The sequence below is a fragment of the Pseudomonas sp. FG6 genome, from assembly GCF_057809015.1.
The window spans coordinates 19,005-41,249 of sequence record NZ_JBMDJD010000012.1 but is presented as its reverse complement, the minus strand read 5'-3'; the positions used below and the strand labels follow the sequence as shown (position 1 = coordinate 41,249).

The 22,245-nt window shown below is 61.3% G+C and carries 21 protein-coding genes and 1 pseudogene; 13 read left to right on the top strand and 9 right to left on the bottom strand.

Features of this window, described 5'->3' with window-relative positions; all coding sequences use genetic code 11:
- Positions 1-13 precede the first annotated feature (13 nt).
- From ACODSJ_RS10090 to ACODSJ_RS10050, 9 genes and pseudogenes are all read left to right on the top strand, one after another.
- Positions 14-646, top strand: a complete 633-nt coding sequence (locus tag ACODSJ_RS10090) for a TetR family transcriptional regulator (protein ID WP_489101671.1) — start codon at positions 14-16, stop codon at positions 644-646.
- A 240-nt stretch (positions 647-886) separates the two neighbouring features.
- Positions 887-2,296, top strand: coding sequence for a PAAR domain-containing protein (locus ACODSJ_RS10085; protein WP_489101587.1), 1,410 nt, complete (start codon positions 887-889; stop codon positions 2,294-2,296).
- The gene (locus ACODSJ_RS10080) at positions 2,293-2,682 is read left to right on the top strand and encodes a hypothetical protein (protein ID WP_489101586.1); all 390 of its coding nucleotides are present in this window, start codon (positions 2,293-2,295) and stop codon (positions 2,680-2,682) included. The genes ACODSJ_RS10085 and ACODSJ_RS10080 overlap by 4 nt, the downstream gene beginning before the upstream one ends.
- Before the next feature lie 356 nt (positions 2,683-3,038).
- Positions 3,039-3,164: pseudogene (locus tag ACODSJ_RS10075) on the top strand (DUF6124 family protein); the annotation flags it as partial.
- Positions 3,165-3,528: 364 nt separating this feature from the next.
- The gene (gene ureE, locus ACODSJ_RS10070) at positions 3,529-4,029 is read left to right on the top strand and encodes an urease accessory protein UreE (RefSeq protein ID WP_489101585.1); all 501 of its coding nucleotides are present in this window, start codon (positions 3,529-3,531) and stop codon (positions 4,027-4,029) included.
- Positions 4,026-4,700 (top strand): urease accessory protein UreF, encoded by a 675-nt coding sequence (locus tag ACODSJ_RS10065; RefSeq protein WP_489101584.1) that lies wholly within the window; start codon positions 4,026-4,028, stop codon positions 4,698-4,700. Before ureE ends, ACODSJ_RS10065 begins: the two co-directional genes overlap by 4 nt.
- A 9-nt stretch (positions 4,701-4,709) precedes the next feature.
- Positions 4,710-5,324, top strand: coding sequence for an urease accessory protein UreG (gene ureG / locus ACODSJ_RS10060; RefSeq protein WP_489101583.1), 615 nt, complete (start codon positions 4,710-4,712; stop codon positions 5,322-5,324).
- A gap of 33 nt (positions 5,325-5,357) precedes the next feature.
- Positions 5,358-5,930: a HupE/UreJ family protein gene (locus ACODSJ_RS10055; RefSeq protein WP_489101582.1), complete on the top strand. Its 573-nt coding sequence runs from the start codon at positions 5,358-5,360 to the stop codon at positions 5,928-5,930.
- A 226-nt stretch (positions 5,931-6,156) separates the two neighbouring features.
- Positions 6,157-7,290 (top strand): AGE family epimerase/isomerase, encoded by a 1,134-nt coding sequence (locus tag ACODSJ_RS10050; RefSeq protein ID WP_489101581.1) that lies wholly within the window; start codon positions 6,157-6,159, stop codon positions 7,288-7,290.
- A gap of 154 nt (positions 7,291-7,444) precedes the next feature.
- Here the strand turns inward: ACODSJ_RS10050 and ACODSJ_RS10045 are convergent, their stop codons facing one another.
- From ACODSJ_RS10045 to amaB, 8 genes are all read right to left on the bottom strand, one after another.
- Positions 7,445-8,209: an SDR family oxidoreductase gene (locus ACODSJ_RS10045; RefSeq protein ID WP_489101580.1), complete on the bottom strand. Its 765-nt coding sequence runs from the start codon at positions 8,207-8,209 to the stop codon at positions 7,445-7,447.
- A gap of 801 nt (positions 8,210-9,010) precedes the next feature.
- Complete coding sequence (locus ACODSJ_RS10040) at positions 9,011-9,727, bottom strand: ABC transporter ATP-binding protein (protein ID WP_489101579.1); 717 nt, start codon at positions 9,725-9,727, stop codon at positions 9,011-9,013.
- Positions 9,724-10,596 (bottom strand): ABC transporter ATP-binding protein, encoded by an 873-nt coding sequence (locus ACODSJ_RS10035; protein WP_489101578.1) that lies wholly within the window; start codon positions 10,594-10,596, stop codon positions 9,724-9,726. Before ACODSJ_RS10035 ends, ACODSJ_RS10040 begins: the two co-directional genes overlap by 4 nt.
- Positions 10,589-11,893, bottom strand: coding sequence for a high-affinity branched-chain amino acid ABC transporter permease LivM (gene livM, locus ACODSJ_RS10030; protein WP_489101577.1), 1,305 nt, complete (start codon positions 11,891-11,893; stop codon positions 10,589-10,591). Before livM ends, ACODSJ_RS10035 begins: the two co-directional genes overlap by 8 nt.
- Before the next feature lie 2 nt (positions 11,894-11,895).
- A complete protein-coding gene (locus ACODSJ_RS10025) occupies positions 11,896-12,810 on the bottom strand; it encodes an ABC transporter permease subunit (protein ID WP_072340177.1) in 915 nt (304 codons plus the stop codon).
- A gap of 163 nt (positions 12,811-12,973) precedes the next feature.
- Positions 12,974-14,110 carry a branched-chain amino acid ABC transporter substrate-binding protein gene (locus ACODSJ_RS10020; protein ID WP_489101576.1) on the bottom strand — a complete coding sequence of 379 codons (1,137 nt, stop codon included), beginning with the start codon at positions 14,108-14,110 and terminating at the stop codon, positions 12,974-12,976.
- Positions 14,111-14,479: 369 nt separating this feature from the next.
- Positions 14,480-15,763 (bottom strand): L-pipecolate oxidase, encoded by a 1,284-nt coding sequence (gene amaA, locus ACODSJ_RS10015; protein WP_489101575.1) that lies wholly within the window; start codon positions 15,761-15,763, stop codon positions 14,480-14,482.
- Between the two features lie 152 nt (positions 15,764-15,915).
- A complete protein-coding gene (gene amaB, locus ACODSJ_RS10010) occupies positions 15,916-17,406 on the bottom strand; it encodes an L-piperidine-6-carboxylate dehydrogenase (RefSeq protein ID WP_489101574.1) in 1,491 nt (496 codons plus the stop codon).
- 166 nt (positions 17,407-17,572) lie between these two features.
- Between amaB and ACODSJ_RS10005 the strand changes: the two genes are divergently transcribed.
- The 3 genes from ACODSJ_RS10005 (at position 17,573) to nadE (ending at position 20,745) form a co-directional block, all read left to right on the top strand.
- Complete coding sequence (locus tag ACODSJ_RS10005; protein WP_489101573.1) at positions 17,573-18,478, top strand: LysR family transcriptional regulator; 906 nt, start codon at positions 17,573-17,575, stop codon at positions 18,476-18,478.
- A gap of 208 nt (positions 18,479-18,686) precedes the next feature.
- Positions 18,687-19,913: a nicotinate phosphoribosyltransferase gene (gene pncB, locus ACODSJ_RS10000; protein ID WP_489101572.1), complete on the top strand. Its 1,227-nt coding sequence runs from the start codon at positions 18,687-18,689 to the stop codon at positions 19,911-19,913.
- A 4-nt stretch (positions 19,914-19,917) separates the two neighbouring features.
- Positions 19,918-20,745 carry an NAD(+) synthase gene (nadE, locus tag ACODSJ_RS09995; RefSeq protein ID WP_489101571.1) on the top strand — a complete coding sequence of 276 codons (828 nt, stop codon included), beginning with the start codon at positions 19,918-19,920 and terminating at the stop codon, positions 20,743-20,745.
- Between the two features lie 97 nt (positions 20,746-20,842).
- Here nadE and azu read toward each other — a convergent pair whose 3' ends face one another.
- On the bottom strand, positions 20,843-21,292 hold the full coding sequence (gene azu / locus ACODSJ_RS09990; RefSeq protein WP_489101570.1) for an azurin: 450 nt from the start codon (positions 21,290-21,292) through the stop codon (positions 20,843-20,845).
- Positions 21,293-21,635: 343 nt separating this feature from the next.
- On the opposite strand from azu, the gene ACODSJ_RS09985 reads away from it, so the two are divergent.
- Positions 21,636-22,223, top strand: a complete 588-nt coding sequence (locus ACODSJ_RS09985) for a cytokinin riboside 5'-monophosphate phosphoribohydrolase (RefSeq protein WP_489101569.1) — start codon at positions 21,636-21,638, stop codon at positions 22,221-22,223.
- Positions 22,224-22,245 lie beyond the last annotated feature (22 nt).

Below are 22,245 nucleotides of genomic sequence, written 5' to 3'. Positions count from 1 at the left end.
AGCCAGCTTTGCGATGCTGCCCCGCGCCGAACAGAAACAACAGACTCGAACCGCCCTGATGGATGCAGCCCGTCACCTGATGGAATGCGGGCGAGGGTTCGGCAGCCTGAGCCTGCGGGAAGTTGCCAGGACGGCAGGCATCGTACCCACCGGATTCTACCGGCACTTCGACGACATGGATCAATTGGGCCTGGCACTGGTCAGCGAAGTCGGCCAGACCTTCCGCGAGACCATCCGCCTGGTGCGCCACAACGAGTTCGTCATGGGCGGCATTATCGATGCGTCGGTGCGGATCTTCCTTGATGTGGTGCAGGCCAACCATTCACAATTCCTGTTCCTGGCCCGCGAGCAATATGGCGGCTCGCTGCCGGTGCGCCAAGCCATCGCCCGGCTGCGCGAAGACATCAGCTCGGACCTGGCCGCCGACCTGGCCCTCATGCCCAAGCTGCAACACCTGGACCTGCCCGGGTTGAGCGTGATGGCCGACCTCATCGTCAAAAGCGTATTCGCCACCCTCCCCGACATCATCGACCCACCCGCCCAAGCCCTGCCCGAACACCTCACGCCCCAGGCGAAGATTACCCAGCAACTGCGGTTCATCTTCATTGGCCTCAAGCATTGGCGTGGGTTGGGGAGCACGGAATAACCTACGACACATTTCCTTTGTGGGAGCGAGCCTGCTCGCGATAGCGAAGTCTCAACCACTGATTGCTCACCTGATACACCGTCTCCCGAAAAATCACGCCACAGATAACTCAGTGATGTAGGAAAAGGCGCATCTCGGCCTACGAACTTTCCTATTCGCCCCCAGCACCCTTGCCGCTGGTATTGCGACTCACCCGCGCCGCAACGTCTCATTCATCGTTTCGATGAAGGAGAAAATCCAATGAGCAGGGGTTATTACATTGGCCAGGGCGATCAAACCACCTGCGGCGGAAAAGTCGTGGATGGTGATCCCAGTTTCAATCTGTACGGCCTGTACCATGCCTGCGAAGGTGATCGGGTGACCTGTGGCAAGGACGGAAAAACCTATCGGATTGCAGGAGGCATATCGCACATGATCAGCGACGGAAGACGCATGGCCGGTACGCTGGACAGTGTCAGCAGTTGCCCTTGCAAAGCGCAACTGATCCCTTCCGTGTTCAGTGCCAGCTATTGGAACGAAAGCGCTGTACCGCAAGCCACCCGAGCCGCTCAACCGACTCCACAGCCCGCGACCAGTGCTCCGACTGCTCCGCGCCAATCGTTTTTCGCTCCAAGCAACCCGCCACCCCTGACTTCTACCCGCATGGAACCCCAGGAGCCGGGCTTCTACATCGTGCCTAAAAGCGTGACCCGCGAAGCGCTGGAGGCCACGTTGTTCCCGTCGCCTGACCCGGCGGTGATGCGCATGTTTCGAGCACTCAATCCTCATCGCGATGTCGTCAAGGCCGGTTCGATGGTCGTGCTGAGCGATCCAAACAATCACCAATGCACCCGCGAAGAAGCGCAGGTGATGGCCGCAGCAGAGGCGGTAAATGCTGCCCTCGACGACCTGACGGCCGAACAAGCCGACTTCATGCACCGCCACGCGGCGGAGATCGCCAGTTTCACCGGCCAGACGTCCACTTGGCTGGGCGTCAGCACGGTGGTGATGGAAAAGCACCTGGGCAACCTGCGCGATACCCTGCAAGCCATGGAGCGTCTGCATCAGGACAGCTATCGCCAGCACGGACACCTCAGATCTGCGCAATTCTTCAGTGAACGTAAGCTGCTGCTCGCTCAGCTCGACGCGCATCTGCTCAACTCCACCCGCCTGCGCGGCCAGACGACCCTGGGCGATCATCCCAAGCTGAAAACCGCCCTGGGCATTTCGAGCCGTAGCCTGGTTCATCATTGGAACAAGGCCGGCGCACCGGGGCAGATACCGGGGTATGCCACGCATGTGAAGAGCACCAGCCGTGCGGCGAAATATATGCAGATGGGCGGGTTTATCGGCATTGGTATTGGCGGGGTGTCTTCGTTGCTGGCGATTCAGGAGGTTTGTAATGGGGATTCGAGGGAGGCCTGTGAGCGGGTCAGGTATACCGAAGGAGGGAAATTTGCTGGGTCGACCGCCGCTGGCTGGGTCGGTGGAGAAGTGGGCAAATTTGCAGGCGGGAAGCTCTGCCTGGCGCTTGGTGTTCGCACATACGGCATTGGAGGGGTTCTTTGTGTAGCGGCTCTGGCGGGAGCTGGCGCGTGGGGAGGTACGACGCTTGGTGCTATGGGTGGTGAATATGCAGGCGAGAAACTTCATGAAACTGTACTGCCATGATCAGCATAGATACATGGCCTCCCTGGATTGCACTCATGGTCGCCGGCGGCCCAACCGTGCTTGGCTTCGTAAACATAATATTCAGCCTATACCTAAGCCGTCGTCACCTGGATGCCATGAAGGAGTCCTTGAAAAACAGCCGTTATATCTATATTTGGGGCCCTAGCCTGGGGAAACGGGGGCTGATTTGTTCGGCCTGGGAGGTAATGACGATCGCCGGGTTGGTGATATGGCCAAAAGCGCATATCCGCGTGGGAGATGTAGATCCCGTTGATGTCGAAAACTTCCCGCCTCACCTGAAGCGCCTGTTGATCGCCAAGGTAGCAATGGCAATCATCACCTTGGCTTGGGCGGCAATTGTCGCCTTGCTGATCAAGCTCAGATAACGCCTCGCTCACGTCGAACCAAGCTCAATCTCAACCCCCCACTGTGAGCAGGAGCTTTCGCAGTGGATGGGTTGAGCCCCCCTCACGCTCCTAAACATTCAAATCAAAAAATCGCAGCTTTCGGCAGCCTCTACGCATTTTCTGTAGGAGCTGCCGAAGACTGCGATCTTTTGATCCTTTTCCCCTGCCAAACCCTCGGACATTTCCTTCAACACGCCGGGCTGTTCATGAATTAGGCAGTGCTTTCGAGCGCCGCTAACTTTTGTTTATGGCGGCTGCGCGCGGGAGACTCTCGAGGTCTGCCGAGGTCGATATGCCCGGTCTTGCACACCCGCGCGTAGCTGCCACCTCTTTCGGACGATTCACGCCGCTGCGTCGCCCGGGCGATCAGTCGCATGGCCGATGGCGTTCAGTTGTTGGTCGAGCGGGCGTTGGATCATTTGGAGGCGAAAGCGCTGGCGACCAATAGTGCCAAGGGGTAGTGCTTGTATTGATGCAAGCTGACCCACCGTTATCGCGAGCAGGCTCGCTCCCACAGGGGATCGGCGGCTGAGCCTGGATTTGCGAACAACCAGGAAACCTGTGGGAGCGAGCCTGCTCGCGATGACGATCTGACCGTTAATCTGTTCATTGACCGTCAGACCGCTTTCACGAGCAAGCCCGCCCCCACAGGCTCATCGCAAGCCACCGAATGGTGCGCAACCTCACGCCACGCACCAAGATAGTACGCAGCCTGCCCCTTCTCGAAACACCACCGCCCCCATTCCTGCGCCTTTTCCTACACACCCGTCGATTGGCAAGCCCCTTGCTCTAAACACCGTACCGTTCATTGCTGGAAGCACGCCGATGCTGGTGATTCACCGCAGAATCGACTCTCAACCACGCTGGGATGCCGAGTTGCACCTGAGCTTCGACGCCCGCAGCAAAAGCCGCTTGCGCTGTTTCAGTGCCGAGGGCGAAGACGTGGGCTTGTTCCTGGAGCGCGGCCAGTCGCCGCTGCACGATGGCGAATGCCTGCAGGCCGAAGACGGGCGCATCGTGCGCGTCTGCGCCCGCCCCGAACAACTGCTGCATGTCACCTGCGCCAACGCGTTCGAACTGACCCGTGCGGCCTATCACCTGGGCAATCGCCATGTCGCCCTGCAAGTGGGCGATGGCTGGTTGCGCCTGCTGGACGACTACGTGCTCAAGGCCATGCTCGAACAACTGGGCGCCGTCGCCGAAGCCATCGAAGCCCCGTTCCAACCCGAACACGGCGCTTATGGCGGCGGTCACCATCATTCACGGCACGGCGACGAAGATTTCAACTACGCGCCGCGCCTGCATCAATTCGGCGTGCGCACATGAACCCGGCCTGGGCGCTGCTGCGCCTGGCCAGCCCGCAGTTGCCGATAGGCGGCTACAGCTATTCCCAGGGTCTGGAGATGGCGGTGGACAACGGCCAGGTCAAGAATTCCGACGACGCACGTCGCTGGATCGGCGACCAATTGCTGCTGAACCTGGCGCGCTTCGAAGCGCCCCTGCTGTTGGCTCATTGCACCGCCGCCAGCGTCGACGACTGGGAAGCCTTGCACCAACACTGCGAAGAACACCGCGCCAGTCGGGAAACCCGTGAGCTGTATCAGGAGAGCCGGCAGATGGGCTACTCATTGCAGCAACTGCTTGCCGGCCTGCCCGAACTCGACGCCGCCGCGCGAGATTTCCTCGAACAGCGCCCGGAACCGCACCTGGCCCTGGGCTGGGCACTGGCGGCCCGCGCCTGGCACATCACGCCGCAGGACGCCCTTGCCGCCTGGCTGTGGAGTTGGCTGGAAAACCAACTGGCGGTGTTGATGAAAACCCTGCCCCTGGGCCAACAAGCCGCCCAGCGCCTGACCAGCGAACTGCAGCCGCTGCTGCAACAAGCCCAGCACAACGCTTCGAACATCAACCCCGATCACTGCGGCAGCGCCACGTTTGGCCTGTCCCTGGCGTGCATGGCCCATGAGCGCCAGTACAGCCGCCTGTTCCGTTCCTAGGAGAGCCCCATGAATACACAACCTCTGCGCGTCGGCATCGGCGGCCCGGTGGGTTCCGGCAAGACCGCCCTGACCCTGGCCCTGTGCCTGGCCCTGCGTGAGCGCTACAACCTGGCCGTGGTCACCAACGACATCTACACCCGCGAAGACGCCGATTTCCTGGTGCGCAACGAGGCCCTGGCGCCAGAACGGATCATCGGCGTGGAAACCGGTGGTTGCCCGCACACGGCGATTCGCGAAGACGCGTCGATCAACCTTGAGGCCGTGGACCAGTTGAACCGCCGCTTCCCGGGCCTGGACCTGATCCTGGTGGAGTCCGGCGGCGATAACCTGTCGGCGACCTTCAGCCCCGAGCTGTCGGACCTGACGATCTACGTGATCGACGTCTCGGCCGGCGACAAGTTGCCGCGCAAGGGCGGACCGGGTATCTGCAAATCCGACCTGCTGGTGATCAACAAGATCGACCTGGCACCGCTGGTAGGTGCATCCCTGGAAATGATGGACAGCGACACCCGACGGATGCGCAACGGCAGGCCCTTCGTGTTCAGCAACCAGAAGACCGGCCAGGGCCTGGACGAGATCATTGCCTTCATCGAGCGCCAAGGCCTGCTGAGCGCCGCCTGATTGTTCCGACTGACCACTAAGGAAAGCCTACCCATGACCTGCAAACGTATCCTCGGCGCCCTCGCCTTGTTGCTTACCCCAGCCCTGGCCTTCGCCCACCCCGGCCACGGCGACAACGGCCTGATCGCCGGCCTCGGCCACCCCATCGGCGGGCTCGATCATCTGCTGGCGATGCTGGCGGTCGGCTTGTGGGCCGCGCAGCAACAAGGCGCGGCGCGCTGGGCACTGCCGTGCACGTTCGCCGGCACCCTGCTGCTCGGCGGCCTGCTGGGTTTTGCAGGCCTGGACCTGCCGGCGCTGGAAAGCGGCATCGCCGCCTCGGTGCTGGCCCTGGGCCTGGCGGTGGCACTGGCGGTGCGTCCACCGCTGAGCCTGGCGGTCAGTGCGACGGCGATGTTCGCCCTGTTCCACGGCGTGGCCCATGGCTTGGAATTGCCAGAGATGTCGAGCCCCTGGACCTATGCGACGGGCTTCGTCGCGGCGACGGCGGCGCTGCATGGGGTGGGTTTCGCCCTGGTGCGCGTGTTGCCGAGCGCAGCAGCGCCCCTGGTGCGACTGGCCGGGGCGGCTTCGGCGGCGACCGGGGTCTGGTTGTTGGCGGGTTGATTCTTAGCGCCTACAAAGGCCTATCGCGAGCAAGCTTTGCTCCCACAATGGAGCTGTGGCGGACGGTAAATTTTGCGGCCTTCGCAGAACCTGTGGGAGAAAAGCTTGCTCGCGATAGCGGTGGATCAGCTTGCATCGATGACGGCCTGACAGGCACCGCCTCTCCCAAGCCTGCCACTCTGCTACCATGTCGCGCAAATCGCCCTAGCCGTGACGACGCCCGCCAATGCCAGATGCTTCCCGCTCCGCCCTCCAGCCCGAACTGACCGAGCTGTTCGCCACAGTGCGTCAGCATTTTCACGCGGTGATCGTGCCAATGTGGCAGGGCCCGGGCTGGAACACCGAACTGGCCTTGCCCTACGAATCCCTGGATGCCAACCATGCGCCGCTGCCACCCCAGCGCTACCGCGCCATGGCCTGTGCCCGGCAGTTGTACGTGTTCGCCAGCCTGATCGGCGAAGTACCCCAGGCCGAGGAGCGCGCCGCCGCACTGTTTCGCTCGCTGCAACGGCACTTCCACGATGCCAAACACGGCGGCTGGTTCTACAGCATCGATCCGCAAGGCGCACCGTTGGACACCGGCAAGGACCTCTATACCCATGCCTTCATCCTGTTCGCCTGCGCCCATTACTGGAACAGGGTTCGCGAACCGTTGGTGGAGTCGGTGCTCAACGCGGCCCTGGAAGTCATCGGTCGCCGCTTCGCCACCGGCGACGGCCTCTACGAAGCCAGCCTCGCCCGTGACTGGTCAACGACCGGATCCGGCCCGTTGCAAAACCCTTTGATGCACCTGGCCGAAGCGTTCCTCGCGGTCCTTGCCGTTCGCGACGACGGAGGCGCCCGCGAGGCGTTACTTGAGCTGTGCGACGCGATGTCCAGACGCTTCATCGACCCGCAGCAAGGCATCATGATGGAAAAACCGCTCAAGGCTGTGGATAACTGGTTCGAGCCGGGGCATCAGTTCGAGTGGTATTACCTGCTGGCCTCATCGCCCTTGCTACGCAACGGCAAACTGCACAGCGCCCTGGAGCGCAGTTTCGGCCATACCGAGCAGCAAGGTGTGGACCCACAGTCCGGCGCCGTGTGCGCCATGCTGGGGCTGGCACCAGCGGCCAGCCCCCGCGATGCAACCCAACGCATCTGGGCCCAGGCGGAATACCTGCGGGCACTGACCCTGCGACCGCAAGGCCAGGCCGTGCTGCTGCGCCAGTTGCAAGCGCTGCAACGACACTTCCTGCACGCCAAGGGCTGGAACGAGTGCCTGGATGCCGACGGCATCGTCAGCCGCCGGGACATGCCGTCCACCACGCCTTATCACCTGCTGACCTGCTATCGCGGGCTGGCTGACTACCTGGGCTGACCGGCCAATGGCTATCGCGGGCAAGCCTTGCTCCCACAGGGATCTGGGCTATGCCTACTCCCAGAGATGAACCGAATCTGTGGGGGCAAGACCTGCCAGCGTTGAGTCAACCCTGTGGGAGCAAGGCTTGCCCGCGATGAACGATAACGCGGTCTTAGGCCTTGTTACGCTCAATCGCAAACCCAGCCCAAGTCTGGCTCACCGGCATCAACTCCAGGCTGTTGATGTTGATGTGCGCCGGCGTGTTGAGAACCCAGAAAATCGTCTCGGCGATGTCTTGTGGCTGGATCGGCTCGGCCCCGGCATAGGTCGCGTTGTAGCGATCCTGGTCGCCGCCGAAGCGCACCAGGGAGAACTCGCTTTCGCACAGACCCGGCTCGATGTTGCTCACCCGCACACCCGTGCCTTGCAAGTCGCAGCGCAGGTTCAGGGAGAACTGTTTGACGAACGCCTTGCTCGCGCCATACACGTGACTGCCAGGGTACGGATAGTTGCCGGCAATGGAGCCCAGGTTGACGATCCCGGCCCCACGGCCATGGGCAATCAGCCGCGGCAATAGCAAGCGAGTGCTGTAGATCAAGCCTTTGACATTGGTGTCGACCATGGTGTCCCAGTCATCGAGGTCGCACTTGGGCGCCGGGTCGACGCCCAGGGCCAGGCCGGCGTTGTTGATCAGCCCGCGCAATTTGGCAAAGGACGGTGGCAGGTTCGTGATGGCTTCCTCCATGGCCTTGCGATCACGCACGTCCAGCACCAGGCCATGGACCTCGGTCTGCTTCGACAACTCGGCACAGAGGGCATTGAGGCGCTCTTCACGACGACCGGTCAGCACCAGTTTCCAGCCGGCCTCGGCAAAACGGCGGGCACAGGCCTCACCAAAACCGGACGTCGCGCCGGTGATAAACAGGGTGTCAGACATCGTGTTCTCCTTGTTTGAGCTTCAAAGCCATTGAATGGAATCGGCCCACAGCATGCCCGGCCAGGCCCGGCAGGGGCAAGACTTGTGGACACAGGCTTTCGCCCCATGATTGATCATAAAACAACCAATTGGCTCCAGGCCTTGCTCCTTGGGGCCCGCAGCCGATTGCTCGCACCTTATCCACAGGCACGTCCACAGTAATCGGGGGCAAGTGCGACGGGCGCAGGCCGCTGTGCATAAGGCTTTGCGGGGCATTTTGAAAAGTTTTTCCCTTGACCCTGCACCCACGGTTGTGCAAATCGGCTGAGCGGCTATAAGCCTGCGCCGAGCAGAACGATGGCTCCCAGCCAGTAACCACGGCCCTTCGCGCGGTCTTTCCAGAGTTTAATCACAGACTTATCCACAGCCTTCCCCACAACTTTTCGAGCGCTTTTCCCTGTGCATAAAAAGGTTGACAAGCTGCACTACCGCTTGGCCAAAAACCCTTGATCAAAAAACAACCACACGCCTGCAAGCCACGATTCTAAAGGCTTTCAGCCAGCTACTCCCACGTTACCCACAGCCAGTTCCACAGCAAACGGGGACAACTCAAAACGGTGACAAAACAATGAATTACGGCGGCTTTATGTCGCGGTTTCACAAAGGTTCTGGAGGGTTGTCCACAATTCTCGCCTTGGCACAGGAAAGGGGTGGATTACAAGATTTTCATACCCCGCCCAGCCCCTGTGGGTCGTGATGAGTTCGAAAATTGATAAAAAAACCGGCGATCACTCGCCGGTTCTTTTCATTACAACAACAGCCTCAATGCCCACCCAGGTACGCGTTGCGCACCTCCTCGTTGGCGAGCAGTTCCTTGCCAGTACCGGTCAGGCGGATTTCACCGTTGACCATTACATAGGCGCGGTCCGACAGCTTGAGGGCATGGTTGGCGTTCTGTTCCACCAGGAAGATGGTCATGCCGGTGGAGGCCAGCTCCCGCAAGGTGGCGAAGATCTGTTTCACCACGATCGGCGCCAACCCCAGGCTTGGCTCGTCGAGCAGCAACAACTTCGGCCGGCTCATCAATGCCCGGGCAATGGCAAGCATTTGCTGCTCGCCGCCGGACATGGTCATGGCCCGCTGGTTGCGCCGTTCCTTGAGCCGCGGGAACAGTTCGAACATGCGTTGCATGTCTTCGCTGGCGTGCTGGTCACCGATGGGGATAGTCCCCATCAGCAGGTTTTCCTCGACGGTCATGTCGGGGAAGACCCGCCGCCCTTCCGGCGACTGGGCAATGCCGTTGGAGGCGATGTAGTGGGACGATTTGTGGGTAATGTCCACACCCCGATAGATAATCTGCCCGCCCGCCGCTCGCGGCTGGCCGAAGATCGACATCAGCAGGGTCGACTTGCCCGCACCGTTGGAGCCGATCAGGCTGACGGTCTCGCCTTCGTCGATGCGCATCGAGACTTTCTTCAGGGCCTGGATCGGCCCGTAGAACACGTCCAGTTCCTTGAGTTCGAGGATAGGTCCACTCATACCAGTTCCTCTTCATCGGCACCCAGGTAGGCCGCGATCACCTTCGGATCGTTGCGAATCGCCTCGGGACCGCCCTCGGCGATCACGTTGCCGTGGTCCAGCACCACGATGTGGTCGGAAATGCTCATTACCATGCCCATGTCGTGTTCAATCAGCACCACGGTCAGATCATGCTCGTCGCGCAACACCCGGATCATCCCGCTCAGCGCTTCGGTTTCCTGAGGGTTGAGGCCGGCGGCCGGTTCGTCGAGGCAGATGATCTGCGGACGGGTGCACATGGCCCGGGCGATTTCCAGGCGGCGTTGCTGGCCGTAGGAAAGCTCCCCTGCCAGGCGGTTGGCGCAATCCACCAGGTCCACCACTTCAAGCCAGTAGAAGGCGTGGTCCAAGGCGTCGCTCTCAGCCTTGCGGTAGCCCTTGGTGTTGAGGATCCCCGCCACCAGGTTGCGGTTGACCCACATGTGCTGGGCCACCAGCAGGTTTTCCAGCACCGACATTTCCTTGAACAGGCGTATGTTCTGGAAAGTCCGCGCCAGGCCGGCGCGGTTCACCAGGTGGGTGCCGCCGAACATCTTGTAGAACAGCCGGCTGGCGAAGGCTCTCGGCGAGAAGAAGTCGGTCGGGCGAAACGGTTCGCCCAAGAGCTTGATCACGTTGGTCCGTTGGCCGCGCACATTGAGTTCGATCTTGCCGCCGGAAGCCTTGTAGAAGCCGGTCAGGCAGTTGAACACCGTGGTCTTGCCCGCACCGTTGGGGCCGATCAGGGCGAAGATCGAGTTGCGCTTGACCTGCAGGCTGACATCGCTGAGGGCCTTGATGCCACCAAATTGCATCATCAGGTTTTCGACTTGAAGTACGACTTCACTCATGGCTCTGCCCTCTTTCATACGCCAGGGCACCTTTACGCGGTGTCACACCAGTACGGCTGATGCGGATCAACCCGCGAGGTCGCCAGATCATCATCAACACCATCAGTACGCCGAACAGCAGCACGCGGTACTCGGAGAAGCTGCGCAGCAGCTCCGGTGCCACCGTGAGCACGAATGCAGCGATCACCACGCCAACGGTCGAGCCCATGCCCCCGAGTACCACGATCGCCAGGATCAGCGCCGACTCGAAGAAGGTGAACGACGCCGGGTTGACGAAGCCCTGGTAGCTGGCAAAGAACACACCGGCCAGGCCAGCGGTGGAAGCACCGATGGTGAAGGCCGAGAGCTTGACCAGCACGTGGTTCAAGCCCATCGAGCGACAGGCGATCTCGTCCTCACGCAAGGCTTCCCAAGCGCGGCCAACCGGCATGCGAGTCAGGCGATGCTTGATGTAAAGCACCAGCAGCACCGTGATGAACAGGACGACGTAGATGAACAGGAATTTCAGGTTCGGGTTGTACTCGATGCCGAAGAACTCGTGGAACGGCACCCCGCCATCTTTCGCCCTGCGGCCAAACTCCAGGCCGAAAAAGGTCGGTGACGGCACCTGCATGCCATTCGGGCCGCCGGTGAACGACAGCCAGTTGTTGAGCACCAGGCGAATGATCTCGCCGAACCCCAGGGTCACGATGGCCAGGTAGTCACCGTGCATCCGCAATACGGGGAACCCCAGTATGCATCCGGCCATGGCCGCCGCGATGGCCGCCAAGGGCAGCACCGTCCAGAAACCCAACCCCAGGTATTGGTAGCCCAGCGCCAGGCCATAGGCGCCGATGGCGTAGAACGCCACGTAACCCAGGTCGAGCAGCCCCGCCAGGCCGACCACGATGTTCAGGCCCAGGCCCAACAGCACGTAGATCAAGCCGAGGATGACCACGGTGAGCACGTATTTGTTGGCAAAGAACGGGAACACGATGGCAATCACGATCAGGGCCGGGATGATCCAGCGCAGGCGCGACTTGTAGTCCGGTGGCAGCACATGCACGCCTGACCCCGGGCTCTCGAAGCCCTGGAGCACCTTCAGTCCCCTGGAGGTTTGCAGGAACAGGCTCAGGGCAAAGCGCCCGATCATCACGATCGCCACCAGCCAGCCGACGCGGGCCGGTTGCAGGTTGAAGCTGTAGCCTTCGAGCACCACGCCGACAATCGGCCCGAACACGATCAGCGAGATCAGGCCGGCCAGGATCGCGTCGATGACGCTTCGTTTGATATCAATCGGTTTATTGGCAGCAGACATACTTATACCTTCGCCACGAGTGGGCGACCCAACAGGCCTTGGGGACGGAAAATCAGAATCAGCACCAGCAGCGAGAAACTGAACACGTCTTTGTAGTCGGAGTTGATCAGACCGGAGAACAGCGACTCGGAGATCCCGAGGATGATCCCGCCGAGCATGGCCCCAGGCAGGGAACCGATGCCGCCGAGTACTGCCGCGGTAAACGCCTTGATGCCGATGATAAAGCCGGCATAGAAGTCGAACGTGCCGTAGTTCATGGTGATCAGCACACCGGCCAGGGCCGCCATGGCCGCGCCGATGATGAACACGTAGGAAATCACCCGGTCGGTGTTGATCCCCAGGATGGAGGCCATCTTGCGGTCTTGCTGGGTGGCGCGACACATGCGTCCCAGCTTGGTGTACTTGATGATGTAGGTGAGCACGGCCATCCCGGCGAATGCCGCCACCAGGATAAAGATCTTGGTATAGGTCAATTGCACGAAACCACTGCCGATCTCGACGCGCATGGCGCCTTCGAGCAGCGTTGGCACGCCTTGTTGGCGGGCGCCCTGGCTGATCTGTGCGTAGTTCTGCAGGATCAACGAGATGCCGATGGCACTGATCAACGGTGCCAGCCGGGTCGAGTTGCGCAAAGGCTTGTAGGCGACGCGTTCGATGACCCAGCCGTAAACCCCGGTGACCACCACCGTGAATACGAGAGTGCCGAGAATCATCAGCGGGAAGGATTCGATACCGAAGTAAGCCAGCAGAGCCAGACTGATTGCCGCGAGGTAGGCGGAAATCATGTAAACCTCGCCGTGGGCGAAGTTAATCATGCCGATGATGCCGTAGACCATTGTGTAGCCGATGGCGATCAGACCATAGACCGACCCGAGGGTCAGGCCATTGATCAGTTGCTGCAGGAAAATACCATCCATAACGCAATCTCACGCAGTGAGAACCTGCACACCCGTGGGTGCGCGGCTCTTCTAAGGAAAATACAGATTTACGTCAGAGCAATGTCAGGCGCGACCGGCGCGCGGCCCCTGGAACCGGGACTTACCCGGTTCCCAAAGGAGGCTTGGCCGGTCGCTCCAGCCCTTACTTCTGTTTTTCCAGCTGGTGGTATTTGCCTTCCTTGTCCCACTGGTAAACCACGTAGTCGGAGACCTTCAAGTCGCCCTTGCTGTCCCAGTCCTTCTTGCCCATCACGGTCTGGACCGGGTTGGCCTTGAGCCACTTGGCCGCGTCTTCGCCCTTGTTGGATTTGGAGCCGTTGAAAGCGGCTGCCAGGGCCTGGACCGAAGCGTAGGCGTACAGGGTGTAGCCTTCAGGCTCGGTGCCGTTCTTGCGGAACTCGTCAACCACGGCCTTGCTGTCTGGCAGCAGGCGAGGGTCGGCGCCGAAGGTCATGTACACGCCATCGACGTACTGCGCGCCACCGGCGGTGGTCACCAGTTCGTCGGTGACGATGCCGTCGTCGGACATAAACTTCACGTCCTTGAGGCCTTGCTCACGCAACTGGCGAACCAGCGGGCCGGCTTCCGGGTGCAGGCCGCCGAAATAGACCACGTCGGCGCCCTCCGAACGGATCTTGGTCACCACGGCGCTGAAGTCTTTTTCGCCGCGGGTCAGGCCCTCGTACAGCACCGGCTTGACGCCACGCTTGGTCAGCTGGGCCATGGTTGCATCCGCCAGGCCCTGGCCGTAGGTGTCCTTGTCGTGCAGTACCGCGACTTTCTTGCCCTTGAGCACGTCGACGATGTAGTCGCCCGCCACGATGCCTTGCTGGTCGTCACGACCGCACATGCGGAACATCGCGCTCAGGCCACGCTCGGTGACTTTCGGGTTGGTCGAACCGGGAGTAATGGCGATGATGCCGGCTTCGTCATAGACCTCGGAGGCCGGGATGGTATTGGACGAGCAGAAGTGCCCGACCACGCCGATCACCTTGTCCTGCTCCACCAGGCGGTTGGCCACGGCCACGGCCTGCTTGGGCTCGCAGGCGTCGTCGCCGGCCACCAGCACAATCTTCTCGCCGTTGACGCCACCCGCCTTGTTGATGACGTCGGCTGCCGCCTGGGCACCCTTCATGTACTGCTCGCCAAATGCAGCGTTGGCGCCGGTCATCGGCCCCGCCACACCAAATTTCACATCAGCTTGAGCAAACGCAGAAACACCCAGCGCAGTTGCTACTGCGAGGGCCAGGAAGCCTTTCTTGTAAAACGTCTGGGACATGAGGTGGTGCTCCAAGGTTTTTTTTAGTTGGCACTGCGACTTCATTCACTGAAAAGCTCAGAGCAAGGGCCGTGCCATCGGTTTTTTATTCTGAAAAAAGTCACTGCTTTATTGTTATTTTGACTGTTTCGGGCCCTTTTTCATTGGGCGTGCAACCGTCTAAACCGCGCGAGGTGCAACCTATAATCTAAATCGGTAAAACCCTCCATGAGCCATCATTGCAACCAATGGACGAAACGGCGTGCAACCACGCTGTAACAACCTGCGTCACCGAACTGCACACCACCGGTGCGCGATTGCTACGACCTGCACCATAACAGGCTAGCCGCTGCGCTGGAAAACGCCGCCGTGCGTAACACTTTTCAACACTCAGATGACAAGCCGCAGGCACTGGCCCGCGTGATACAGCGAAAAACCCGCCTCATACAGGCAACTGCGCAGGCCAACCCCAGCCAGTGGCTGCATGGGGGCGAACGGAATCGGTAGCGCCTTGGCGTCGCCGTGGCACAAATAGTCGGCGAAGGCCTTGCCGACCACCGTACCGGTGGTCACGCCCCGGCCGTTGTAGCCAGTCACGGCCACCAGTCCGGGCGCAGGCTCGAACAGGCGCATCAGGTGGTCGGGTGTGAAGGCAATGCAACCGGTCCAGGTGCATTCCCACTCCACCGCCTTGAGGTAGGGAAAATAGTGCCGCTGGACCCGGTCGGCCCACGCCTTGAGGAACCAGGTCGGCTTGCGATTGCCGTTGCCCAGGCTGCCCAGCAGCAGGCGGCCGTCCTTGTCCCGACGGATGCTGCTCAACACCTGGCGAGTGTCCCACGAGCCCTGACCACCGGGCAGGATGCGCCGGGCCGCCTCGTCATCCAGCGGCACCGAGGCAACCTGATAGTAATAACCGGGGAAGAAATTGCGCCGCAGCTCGGTCCAGTCGCCCTCGGTGTAGGCGTTGGACGCGATCACCACCTGCTCGGCCAGCACCGAACCCTGGGCCGTCTGCACCGACCAGCGCTGGCCCTGGCGCTCCAGGCGCGTGACCGGGGAGTGGTCGAACAAGTGGCCACCCAGATCCTTGGCAGCCTTGGCCAACCCGCTGGCGTAGGCCATCGGGTTGAGCGTGCCGGCCCGTCGGTCGAGCAGTGCGGCGGCAATTTTCGAGGTGCCAGTGGCGTCGACACAGGCCTGGCCGGTCAACAGCTCCACCGGCGCGCCCCGACGCTTCCATTGTGCTTCGCGACTGCGCAGGTCGGCCTCGCCCCGGGCGTTATGGGCCATGTGCAAGGTGCCTTCGCGGCGCAATTGGCAATCGATGCCGTATTTGTCGACCAGACTGAACACCAAGGCCGGCGCGGCCCCCAGCATGCGGTTGAGCTGGCTGCCCACCGCCTCGCCAAACCCGGCCTCGATGTCATCCGGTGGAATCCACAGGCCGGCGTTCACGAGGCCGACGTTACGCCCCGATCCGCCATGCCCGGCCCGATGGGCTTCCAGTACCACCACACGCTTGCCTTGCTCAAGCAAGTGCACCGCCGCCGACAGCCCGGTGAAACCTGCGCCGATCACACAGACATCCGCCGTGACTTCGCCGCTGAGCGAGGTGTTTTCAGGCCTTTGCGGCGTCAGATTTTCCCACAGACATTCTTCGCGTAACGGCATTGCCAGACTCCAACAGAAACCTAACAAACACTGAGTTCAATGTGGGAGCGAGCCTGCTCGCGATAGCGGAGTATCAGTCAGATCGTTATCACTGAAATGACGCCATCGCGAGCAAGCTCGCTCCCACAGGGGCACGCTTGGCAGACTCGACCTCAGTCGAAGGTAATCCCCTGCGCCAACGGCAGCTCCAGCGAGTAGTTGACGGTGTTGGTCTGGCGGCGCATGTAGCCGCGCCACGCGTCGGAGCCGGATTCGCGACCGCCGCCGGTTTCTTTCTCGCCACCGAACGCACCACCGATTTCCGCACCGCTCGGGCCGATGTTGACGTTGGCGATGCCGCAGTCGCTGCCCACGGCCGACATGAATTGCTCGGCTTCACGCACATCGGTGGTGAAGATGCACGACGACAAACCTTGGGGTACGGCGTTGTTCAGGTGCAGGGCCTCGGCGAAGTCCTTGTAGCCGACCACGTAGAGGATCGGTGCGAACGTTTCGTGGCGCACCACGTCGCTCTGCTCGGGCATCTCGACGATGGCCGGCGACACGTAATAGGCATTCGGGAACTGGTCTTCGAGCTGGCGCTTGCCGCCAAACACCCGCCCGCCCTCGCTCAGGGCCTGCTCCAGGGCGTCTTGCATGTTGTCGAAGCTGTGCTTGTCGATCAGCGGCCCCACCAGGTTGCCTTCCAGCGGATGGCCGATGCGCACTTTCGAATAAGCGGCCTTGAGGCGGGTGACGATTTCTTCTTTCACCGACTCATGGGCGATCAGCCGGCGCAGGGTCGTGCAACGCTGGCCTGCCGTGCCGACGGCGCTGAACAGGATGGCGCGCACGGCCATGTCCAGGTCGGCGCTCGGCGCCAGGATCATGGCGTTGTTGCCGCCCAGTTCCAAGATGCTGCGGGCGAAACGCGCGGCGACTTTTGGCGCCACTTCACGGCCCATGCGGGTGCTGCCGGTGGCACTGATCAACGCCACGCGCGGATCGTCCACCAGCGCTTCACCGGCGTCGCGACCGCCAATAATCACTTGGCTCAGGTACGGTGGTGCGTCGCTGAAATTCTTCAGCACGCGCTCGAACAGCGCCTGGCAAGCCAGGGCGGTGAGCGGGGTTTTCTCCGACGGTTTCCAGATCACGGCATTGCCGCACACCAGCGCCAGCGCGGTGTTCCAAGCCCAGACCGCCACCGGGAAGTTGAAGGCGCTGATGACGCCGACCACACCCAGCGGATGCCAGGTTTCACGCATGTGGTGGCCAGGACGCTCGGAGGCGATGGTCAGGCCGTACAACTGGCGCGACAGGCCGACGGCGAAATCGCAGATGTCGATCATCTCCTGCACTTCGCCCAGGCCTTCCTGGGTGATCTTGCCGGCTTCCCACGACACCAGTTCGCCAAGGTCGGCCTTGTATTCGCGCAACAGGTCGCCGAACTGACGCACCAGCTCGCCGCGGCGCGGTGCCGGAACCTTGCGCCACAAGTCGAAAGCGTGTTCGGCGCGACTGACCTGTTGCTCGACTTCGGCGGCGCCCTCCCAGTTCACGGCGCCGATGCGACTGCCATCGATGGGCGAATGCACGGGCTGTGTGCCGTTCTGGTACAGGACCGGGGCGACGCCCAGACGATCAAGCAATGCAGCAACCATGGAAATTTCCTCAAACGTAAGACATGGGATCGGCAGCCGGACGATGACGGCTGATCAGACCTGTAGTTTTAGCTGGCCCGAGACTTGCCAACAAACGACCTTTAAGCGAGATATCATTCCGTTTATTCATGCTGTCCATGCAGAGCGACCAGAACAAGGCCTGATCATGCTCAACAAACGCTATTTGCCGTCGATCACCGCGCTGCAATGCTTCGAAGCGGTGACCCGCCACCTGAGCTTCACCCGCGCCGCCGAAGAGCTGAACCTGACCCAGAGCGCGGTCAGCAAGCAGGTCGCGCAGTTGGAAGAACTGTTGCAGCACCTGCTGTTCCGGCGAGTACGCCGGCGCCTGCAACTAACGCCGGCCGGCGATTTGTACCTGGCTGAAGTGCGAAAAATCCTCACGCAGGTGGAGATGTCGACCCATTACCTGCGTTCCTACGGCGGTGACACCGAAGTCCTGCGCGTTTCCACCCCGCCCACCTTCGGCGCCCGCTGGCTGGTTCCGCGCCTGAAGGGATGGCGGCTGCGGCATCCGAAGATTCACCTGGACCTGTGCAGCGAGCAGGAAGCCGACGACCTGCTGCAAGGGCGCAGTGACCTGGCGTTCTACTTTGGCCAGGGTTCGCGCCCAGGCACCGAATCGCTGAAGCTGTTCGGCGAAGAGCTGGTGCCGGTCTGCGCACCCGGCAGCCTGCCAGCCAAGCCGTTCAGCGACCCGACGCAACTGACGGACCTGGTGCTGCTGCAAAACGCATCACGTCCACAGGCCTGGCACGACTGGTTCGGCAACCAGGGTTACCACACCGAGCACAGCTACCACGGGCCCCGCTTCGAAACGTTCTATATGTGCATCCGCGCGGCCCAGGTCGGTTGCGGCGTCGCGCTGCTGCCCAGGTTCCTGGTGGAGGAAGAACTGGCCGACGGCAAGCTGGTCATCGCCTGGCAGCATGCGATGCCCAGCAGCAATGCCTATTACCTGGCCTACCCCGAGCATTCGGCGGAAGTACCCAAGGTGCGGTTGTTTGTGGAATGGATGTTGGAGCAGCTCGAGGCTCCCATGGCACCTTGAGAATGCTATCGCGGGCAAGCCTTGCTCCCACAGAGTTGTGGCAGCTTGTGGGAGCAAGGCTTGCCCGCGATAAGGCCCATTGGTCATATCAAGACACTCCACCAAAAAATCGCTGGCAATACCCACCACGGTTATGCGCCACTAGCCCTTTCTCTACAAACCGCTGCATCCCGCTGCCCAGCGCAGTGGCCAGCCTGGAGACTCCGCCATGAGCGAGAGCGTATTTGCCGATCGCATCGTGCAGAACCTGCTCGACACCGACTTCTACAAACTGACGATGATGCAGGCGGTGCTGCACAACTACCCCAACGTCGAAGTCGAATGGGAATTTCGCTGCCGCAACCGCGAGGACCTGAGCCCATACCTGGCGGAAATCCGCTTCCAGATCGAACGCCTCGCCGAGCTGAGCCTGAGCGCCGACCAGTTGAGTTTCCTGGAGCGCATCAGCTTCCTGAAGCCGGACTTCCTGCGCTTTCTGGGTCTGTTTCGCTTCAACCTGCGCTACATCCACACCGGCATCGAAAACGGTGAGCTGTTTATCCGCCTGCGCGGACCGTGGTTGCATGTGATCTTGTTCGAGGTCCCGCTGCTGGCCATCGTCAGCGAGGTGCGCAACCGCTACCGCTACCGCGAGGTGGTCCTGGAACAGGCGCGCGAGCAGTTGTATCGCAAGTTCGACTGGCTGAGCGCCAACGCCAGCGCCGATGAACTGGCGGAGCTGCAAGTGGCGGACTTCGGCACCCGTCGGCGGTTTTCCTACCGCACCCAGGAAGAAGTGGTGAACGTGCTCAAGCACGATTTCCCCGGGCGTTTCGTGGGAACCAGTAACGTACACCTGTCCCGGGAGCTGGACATGAAACCCTTGGGCACCATGGCCCACGAATGGATCATGGCCCACCAGCAGTTGGGGCCACGGTTGATCGACAGCCAGATCGCCGCACTCGATTGCTGGGTGCGCGAGTACCGCGGCTTGCTGGGGATCGCGCTGACCGACTGCATCACCATGGATGCGTTCCTGACCGACTTCGATCTGTTCTTCGCCAAACTGTTCGACGGCCTGCGCCACGACTCCGGGGACCCCGTGCTCTGGGGCGAAAAAGCCATCGCCCACTACCACCAGCTCGGCATCGACCCGATGAGCAAGACCCTGGTGTTCTCCGATAGCCTGACTTTGCCCAAGTGCCTGGATATTTTCCGCGCATTGCAGGGTCGCATTAATGTCAGCTTCGGCATTGGTACCAACCTGACCTGCGACATTCCGGGTGTAGAGCCCACGAGCATCGTGCTTAAAATGATCAGCTGTGACGGGCAACCCGTGGCCAAGATTTCAGACGAGCCCGGCAAGACCCACTGCAAGGACCCGAATTTCGTCGCCTACATGCGACACGTTTTCCAAGTACCTGCCACCCTTTCAGGCACATCAAGCAAGGAGTGAATTCATGCAAGCCGTACAGCGTGAGATTGCTGAACAGCTCAAGGTCCAGCCGCCGTTCGCCGGTGAGGCTGCCCTCAAGGCCGAGATCGCCCGCCGGGTGAGTTTTATCCAGGATTGCCTGGTCAACTCCGGGCTCAAGAGCCTGGTGCTGGGCATCAGCGGCGGGGTCGACTCGTTGACCGCCGGCCTGCTGGCCCAACGCGCCGTGCGCGAGCTGCGGGAGCAAACCGGCAACGCCGCCTACAAGTTCATCGCCGTGCGCCTGCCGTACGAAACCCAGTTCGATGAGCATGAGGCACAAGCCTGCGTCGACTTCATCGAGCCGGACGAGCGTCACACCGTCAACATCGGCCCGGCGGTCAAGGCGCTGGCCAAGGAGATCCTGGCGTTCGAAGGCAAGGCTCCAGGCTCGCGGGATTTCGTGCTGGGCAACTCCAAGGCGCGCATGCGCATGGTGGCCCAGTACTCCATCGCCGGGGCCGAGCAAGGCCTGGTGATCGGCACCGATCACGCGGCCGAAGCCGTGATGGGCTTCTTCACCAAGTTCGGTGACGGCGCCTGTGACCTGGCGCCGCTCAGCGGCCTGGTGAAAAACCAGGTCCGGGCCATCGCCCGGGACTTCGGCGCGCCGGAGTCGCTGGTGGAAAAAGTCCCTACTGCCGACCTTGAGGACCTGTCCCCAGGCAAACCGGACGAAGCCTCCCACGGCGTGACCTACGCCGAGATCGACGCCTTCCTGCATGGCGAGCCAGTGGACGAGAAGGCCTTCAAGATCATCTGCGAGACCTATCGCAAGACCGAGCACAAGCGGGTGATGCCTTACGCCCCATAACGGGCATACAAGCCCGCTCCCACAGAGGGGGTTGTGGCAGGCACAAAAAAAGCGCCCTGCACGAGGGGCGCTTTCCTGGGGGGCCGGCCGGGATGAATTACTTCAGGGTCACCGTGCCTTTCATCATCGAGATGTGGCCTGGGAACGAGCAGAAGAAACCATATTTTTCAGCGGCGTTGAGTTTCGAGACGTCGAAGGTCACCGAGTCGCTCTCTCCGCCACCGATGATCTTGGTATGACCAATGATGCGAGCGTCACCTTCCTTGAGGTAGTTCTTGTCCACGCCAGCGGCCATGCCGTCGGTGGCGATGGCCTGCATGTCGGCCTCTTTGCTCAGCACCCAGTTATGGCCCATGACGTTCTTCGGCAAAGAACCCGTATGCTTCAGCTCGACGGTGAAGATCTTGCAGCTCTTGTCGATTTCGATGGCCTTGGTATTGAAGGACATCTGGTCGGTCGACTCGATGGTGGTCTTGCAATTCTCTGCTGCCATCAGTTGACTACTGGCCAGCGTCAACAGGGATACAGCTACAAGTTTGGCAAACATGGTGAATCTCCAAGGCATGGTTAACAAAATTCCATCAAAGGGGAAGACTGCCTGATTTCCAGACAAGTTCCTATGACCTGAATCAACGATTGTATACAACTTAAGGCTATCAGCCTGATGGACACAATCTACGAGCCAGCGGTATGAGGGGGCCACTATGATCGGCCTCAACACCTTACCGGAGCGCCTGTCATGAACTTCAACAGCCTGTTGTGCAGCTTGCTCGCCGCCTACGCCTGCGGCGCCAGTGGTACCTACGAGAAACCTTCGCGCGAGGCCTGAAGCCTTTGCGCGACGCCCCGCAGGCTTTACTCTGGGCGCATCACTGCCCTTGGAGTAAAGCATGTCCTTAGCGTCTGTTTGTGTATTTTGCGGCGCCAGCACCGGCGCCGACCCGGCCTACCGTGAAGCGGCGCAAGCCCTGGGACGCGCATTGGCGGAACGAAAACTGACCCTGGTCTACGGTGGCGGCGCGGTCGGCCTGATGGGCATCGTGGCCGACGCAGCCCTGGCGGCGGGCGGCGAAGTCATTGGCATCATTCCCCAAAGCCTGAAGGACAAGGAAATCGGCCACAACGGCCTGACACGCCTGGAAGTGGTTGATGGCATGCATGCCCGCAAGGCACGCATGGCCGAACTCAGCGACGCCTTCATCGCGCTCCCCGGCGGCCTCGGTACACTGGAAGAGCTGTTCGAAGTCTGGACCTGGGGCCAGCTCGGCTATCACGGCAAGCCGCTGGGACTGCTGGAAGTGAACGGCTTCTACAGCAAGCTCACCGGTTTTCTCGACCACATCGTCAGCGAAGGCTTCGTCCGCGCAGCTCATCGCGACATGCTGCAAGTCAGCGAATCCCCCAAGGATCTGCTCGACGCGCTGGCGGAATGGCAGCCGTCGGTCCAGCCAAAGTGGACCGAACAAAAGCCTGATTGACCGTACAGGTTGTTCCCTTTGT

Excerpts from the sequence above, each read along its gene's own strand:
- ACODSJ_RS10005 (WP_489101573.1), top strand. The coding sequence starts at position 17,573 with ATGCTCAACAAACGCTATTTGCCGTCGATCACCGCGCTGCAATGCTTC.
- ACODSJ_RS10065 (WP_489101584.1), top strand. The coding sequence starts at position 4,026 with ATGAACCCGGCCTGGGCGCTGCTGCGCCTGGCCAGCCCGCAGTTGCCG.
- ACODSJ_RS10080 (WP_489101586.1), top strand. The coding sequence starts at position 2,293 with ATGATCAGCATAGATACATGGCCTCCCTGGATTGCACTCATGGTCGCC.
- ACODSJ_RS10040 (WP_489101579.1), bottom strand. The coding sequence starts at position 9,727 with ATGAGTGGACCTATCCTCGAACTCAAGGAACTGGACGTGTTCTACGGG.
- azu (WP_489101570.1), bottom strand. The coding sequence starts at position 21,292 with ATGTTTGCCAAACTTGTAGCTGTATCCCTGTTGACGCTGGCCAGTAGT.
- ACODSJ_RS10090 (WP_489101671.1), top strand. The coding sequence starts at position 14 with ATGCTGCCCCGCGCCGAACAGAAACAACAGACTCGAACCGCCCTGATG.
- pncB (WP_489101572.1), top strand. The coding sequence starts at position 18,687 with ATGAGCGAGAGCGTATTTGCCGATCGCATCGTGCAGAACCTGCTCGAC.
- amaB (WP_489101574.1), bottom strand. The coding sequence starts at position 17,406 with ATGGTTGCTGCATTGCTTGATCGTCTGGGCGTCGCCCCGGTCCTGTAC.
- ACODSJ_RS10020 (WP_489101576.1), bottom strand. The coding sequence starts at position 14,110 with ATGTCCCAGACGTTTTACAAGAAAGGCTTCCTGGCCCTCGCAGTAGCA.
- ACODSJ_RS10085 (WP_489101587.1), top strand. The coding sequence starts at position 887 with ATGAGCAGGGGTTATTACATTGGCCAGGGCGATCAAACCACCTGCGGC.
- livM (WP_489101577.1), bottom strand. The coding sequence starts at position 11,893 with ATGTCTGCTGCCAATAAACCGATTGATATCAAACGAAGCGTCATCGAC.
- ACODSJ_RS09985 (WP_489101569.1), top strand. The coding sequence starts at position 21,636 with ATGTCCTTAGCGTCTGTTTGTGTATTTTGCGGCGCCAGCACCGGCGCC.
- ACODSJ_RS10045 (WP_489101580.1), bottom strand. The coding sequence starts at position 8,209 with ATGTCTGACACCCTGTTTATCACCGGCGCGACGTCCGGTTTTGGTGAG.
- ureE (WP_489101585.1), top strand. The coding sequence starts at position 3,529 with ATGCTGGTGATTCACCGCAGAATCGACTCTCAACCACGCTGGGATGCC.
- ACODSJ_RS10050 (WP_489101581.1), top strand. The coding sequence starts at position 6,157 with ATGCCAGATGCTTCCCGCTCCGCCCTCCAGCCCGAACTGACCGAGCTG.
- ACODSJ_RS10035 (WP_489101578.1), bottom strand. The coding sequence starts at position 10,596 with ATGAGTGAAGTCGTACTTCAAGTCGAAAACCTGATGATGCAATTTGGT.
- ACODSJ_RS10025 (WP_072340177.1), bottom strand. The coding sequence starts at position 12,810 with ATGGATGGTATTTTCCTGCAGCAACTGATCAATGGCCTGACCCTCGGG.
- ACODSJ_RS10055 (WP_489101582.1), top strand. The coding sequence starts at position 5,358 with ATGACCTGCAAACGTATCCTCGGCGCCCTCGCCTTGTTGCTTACCCCA.
- amaA (WP_489101575.1), bottom strand. The coding sequence starts at position 15,763 with ATGCCGTTACGCGAAGAATGTCTGTGGGAAAATCTGACGCCGCAAAGG.
- nadE (WP_489101571.1), top strand. The coding sequence starts at position 19,918 with ATGCAAGCCGTACAGCGTGAGATTGCTGAACAGCTCAAGGTCCAGCCG.
- ureG (WP_489101583.1), top strand. The coding sequence starts at position 4,710 with ATGAATACACAACCTCTGCGCGTCGGCATCGGCGGCCCGGTGGGTTCC.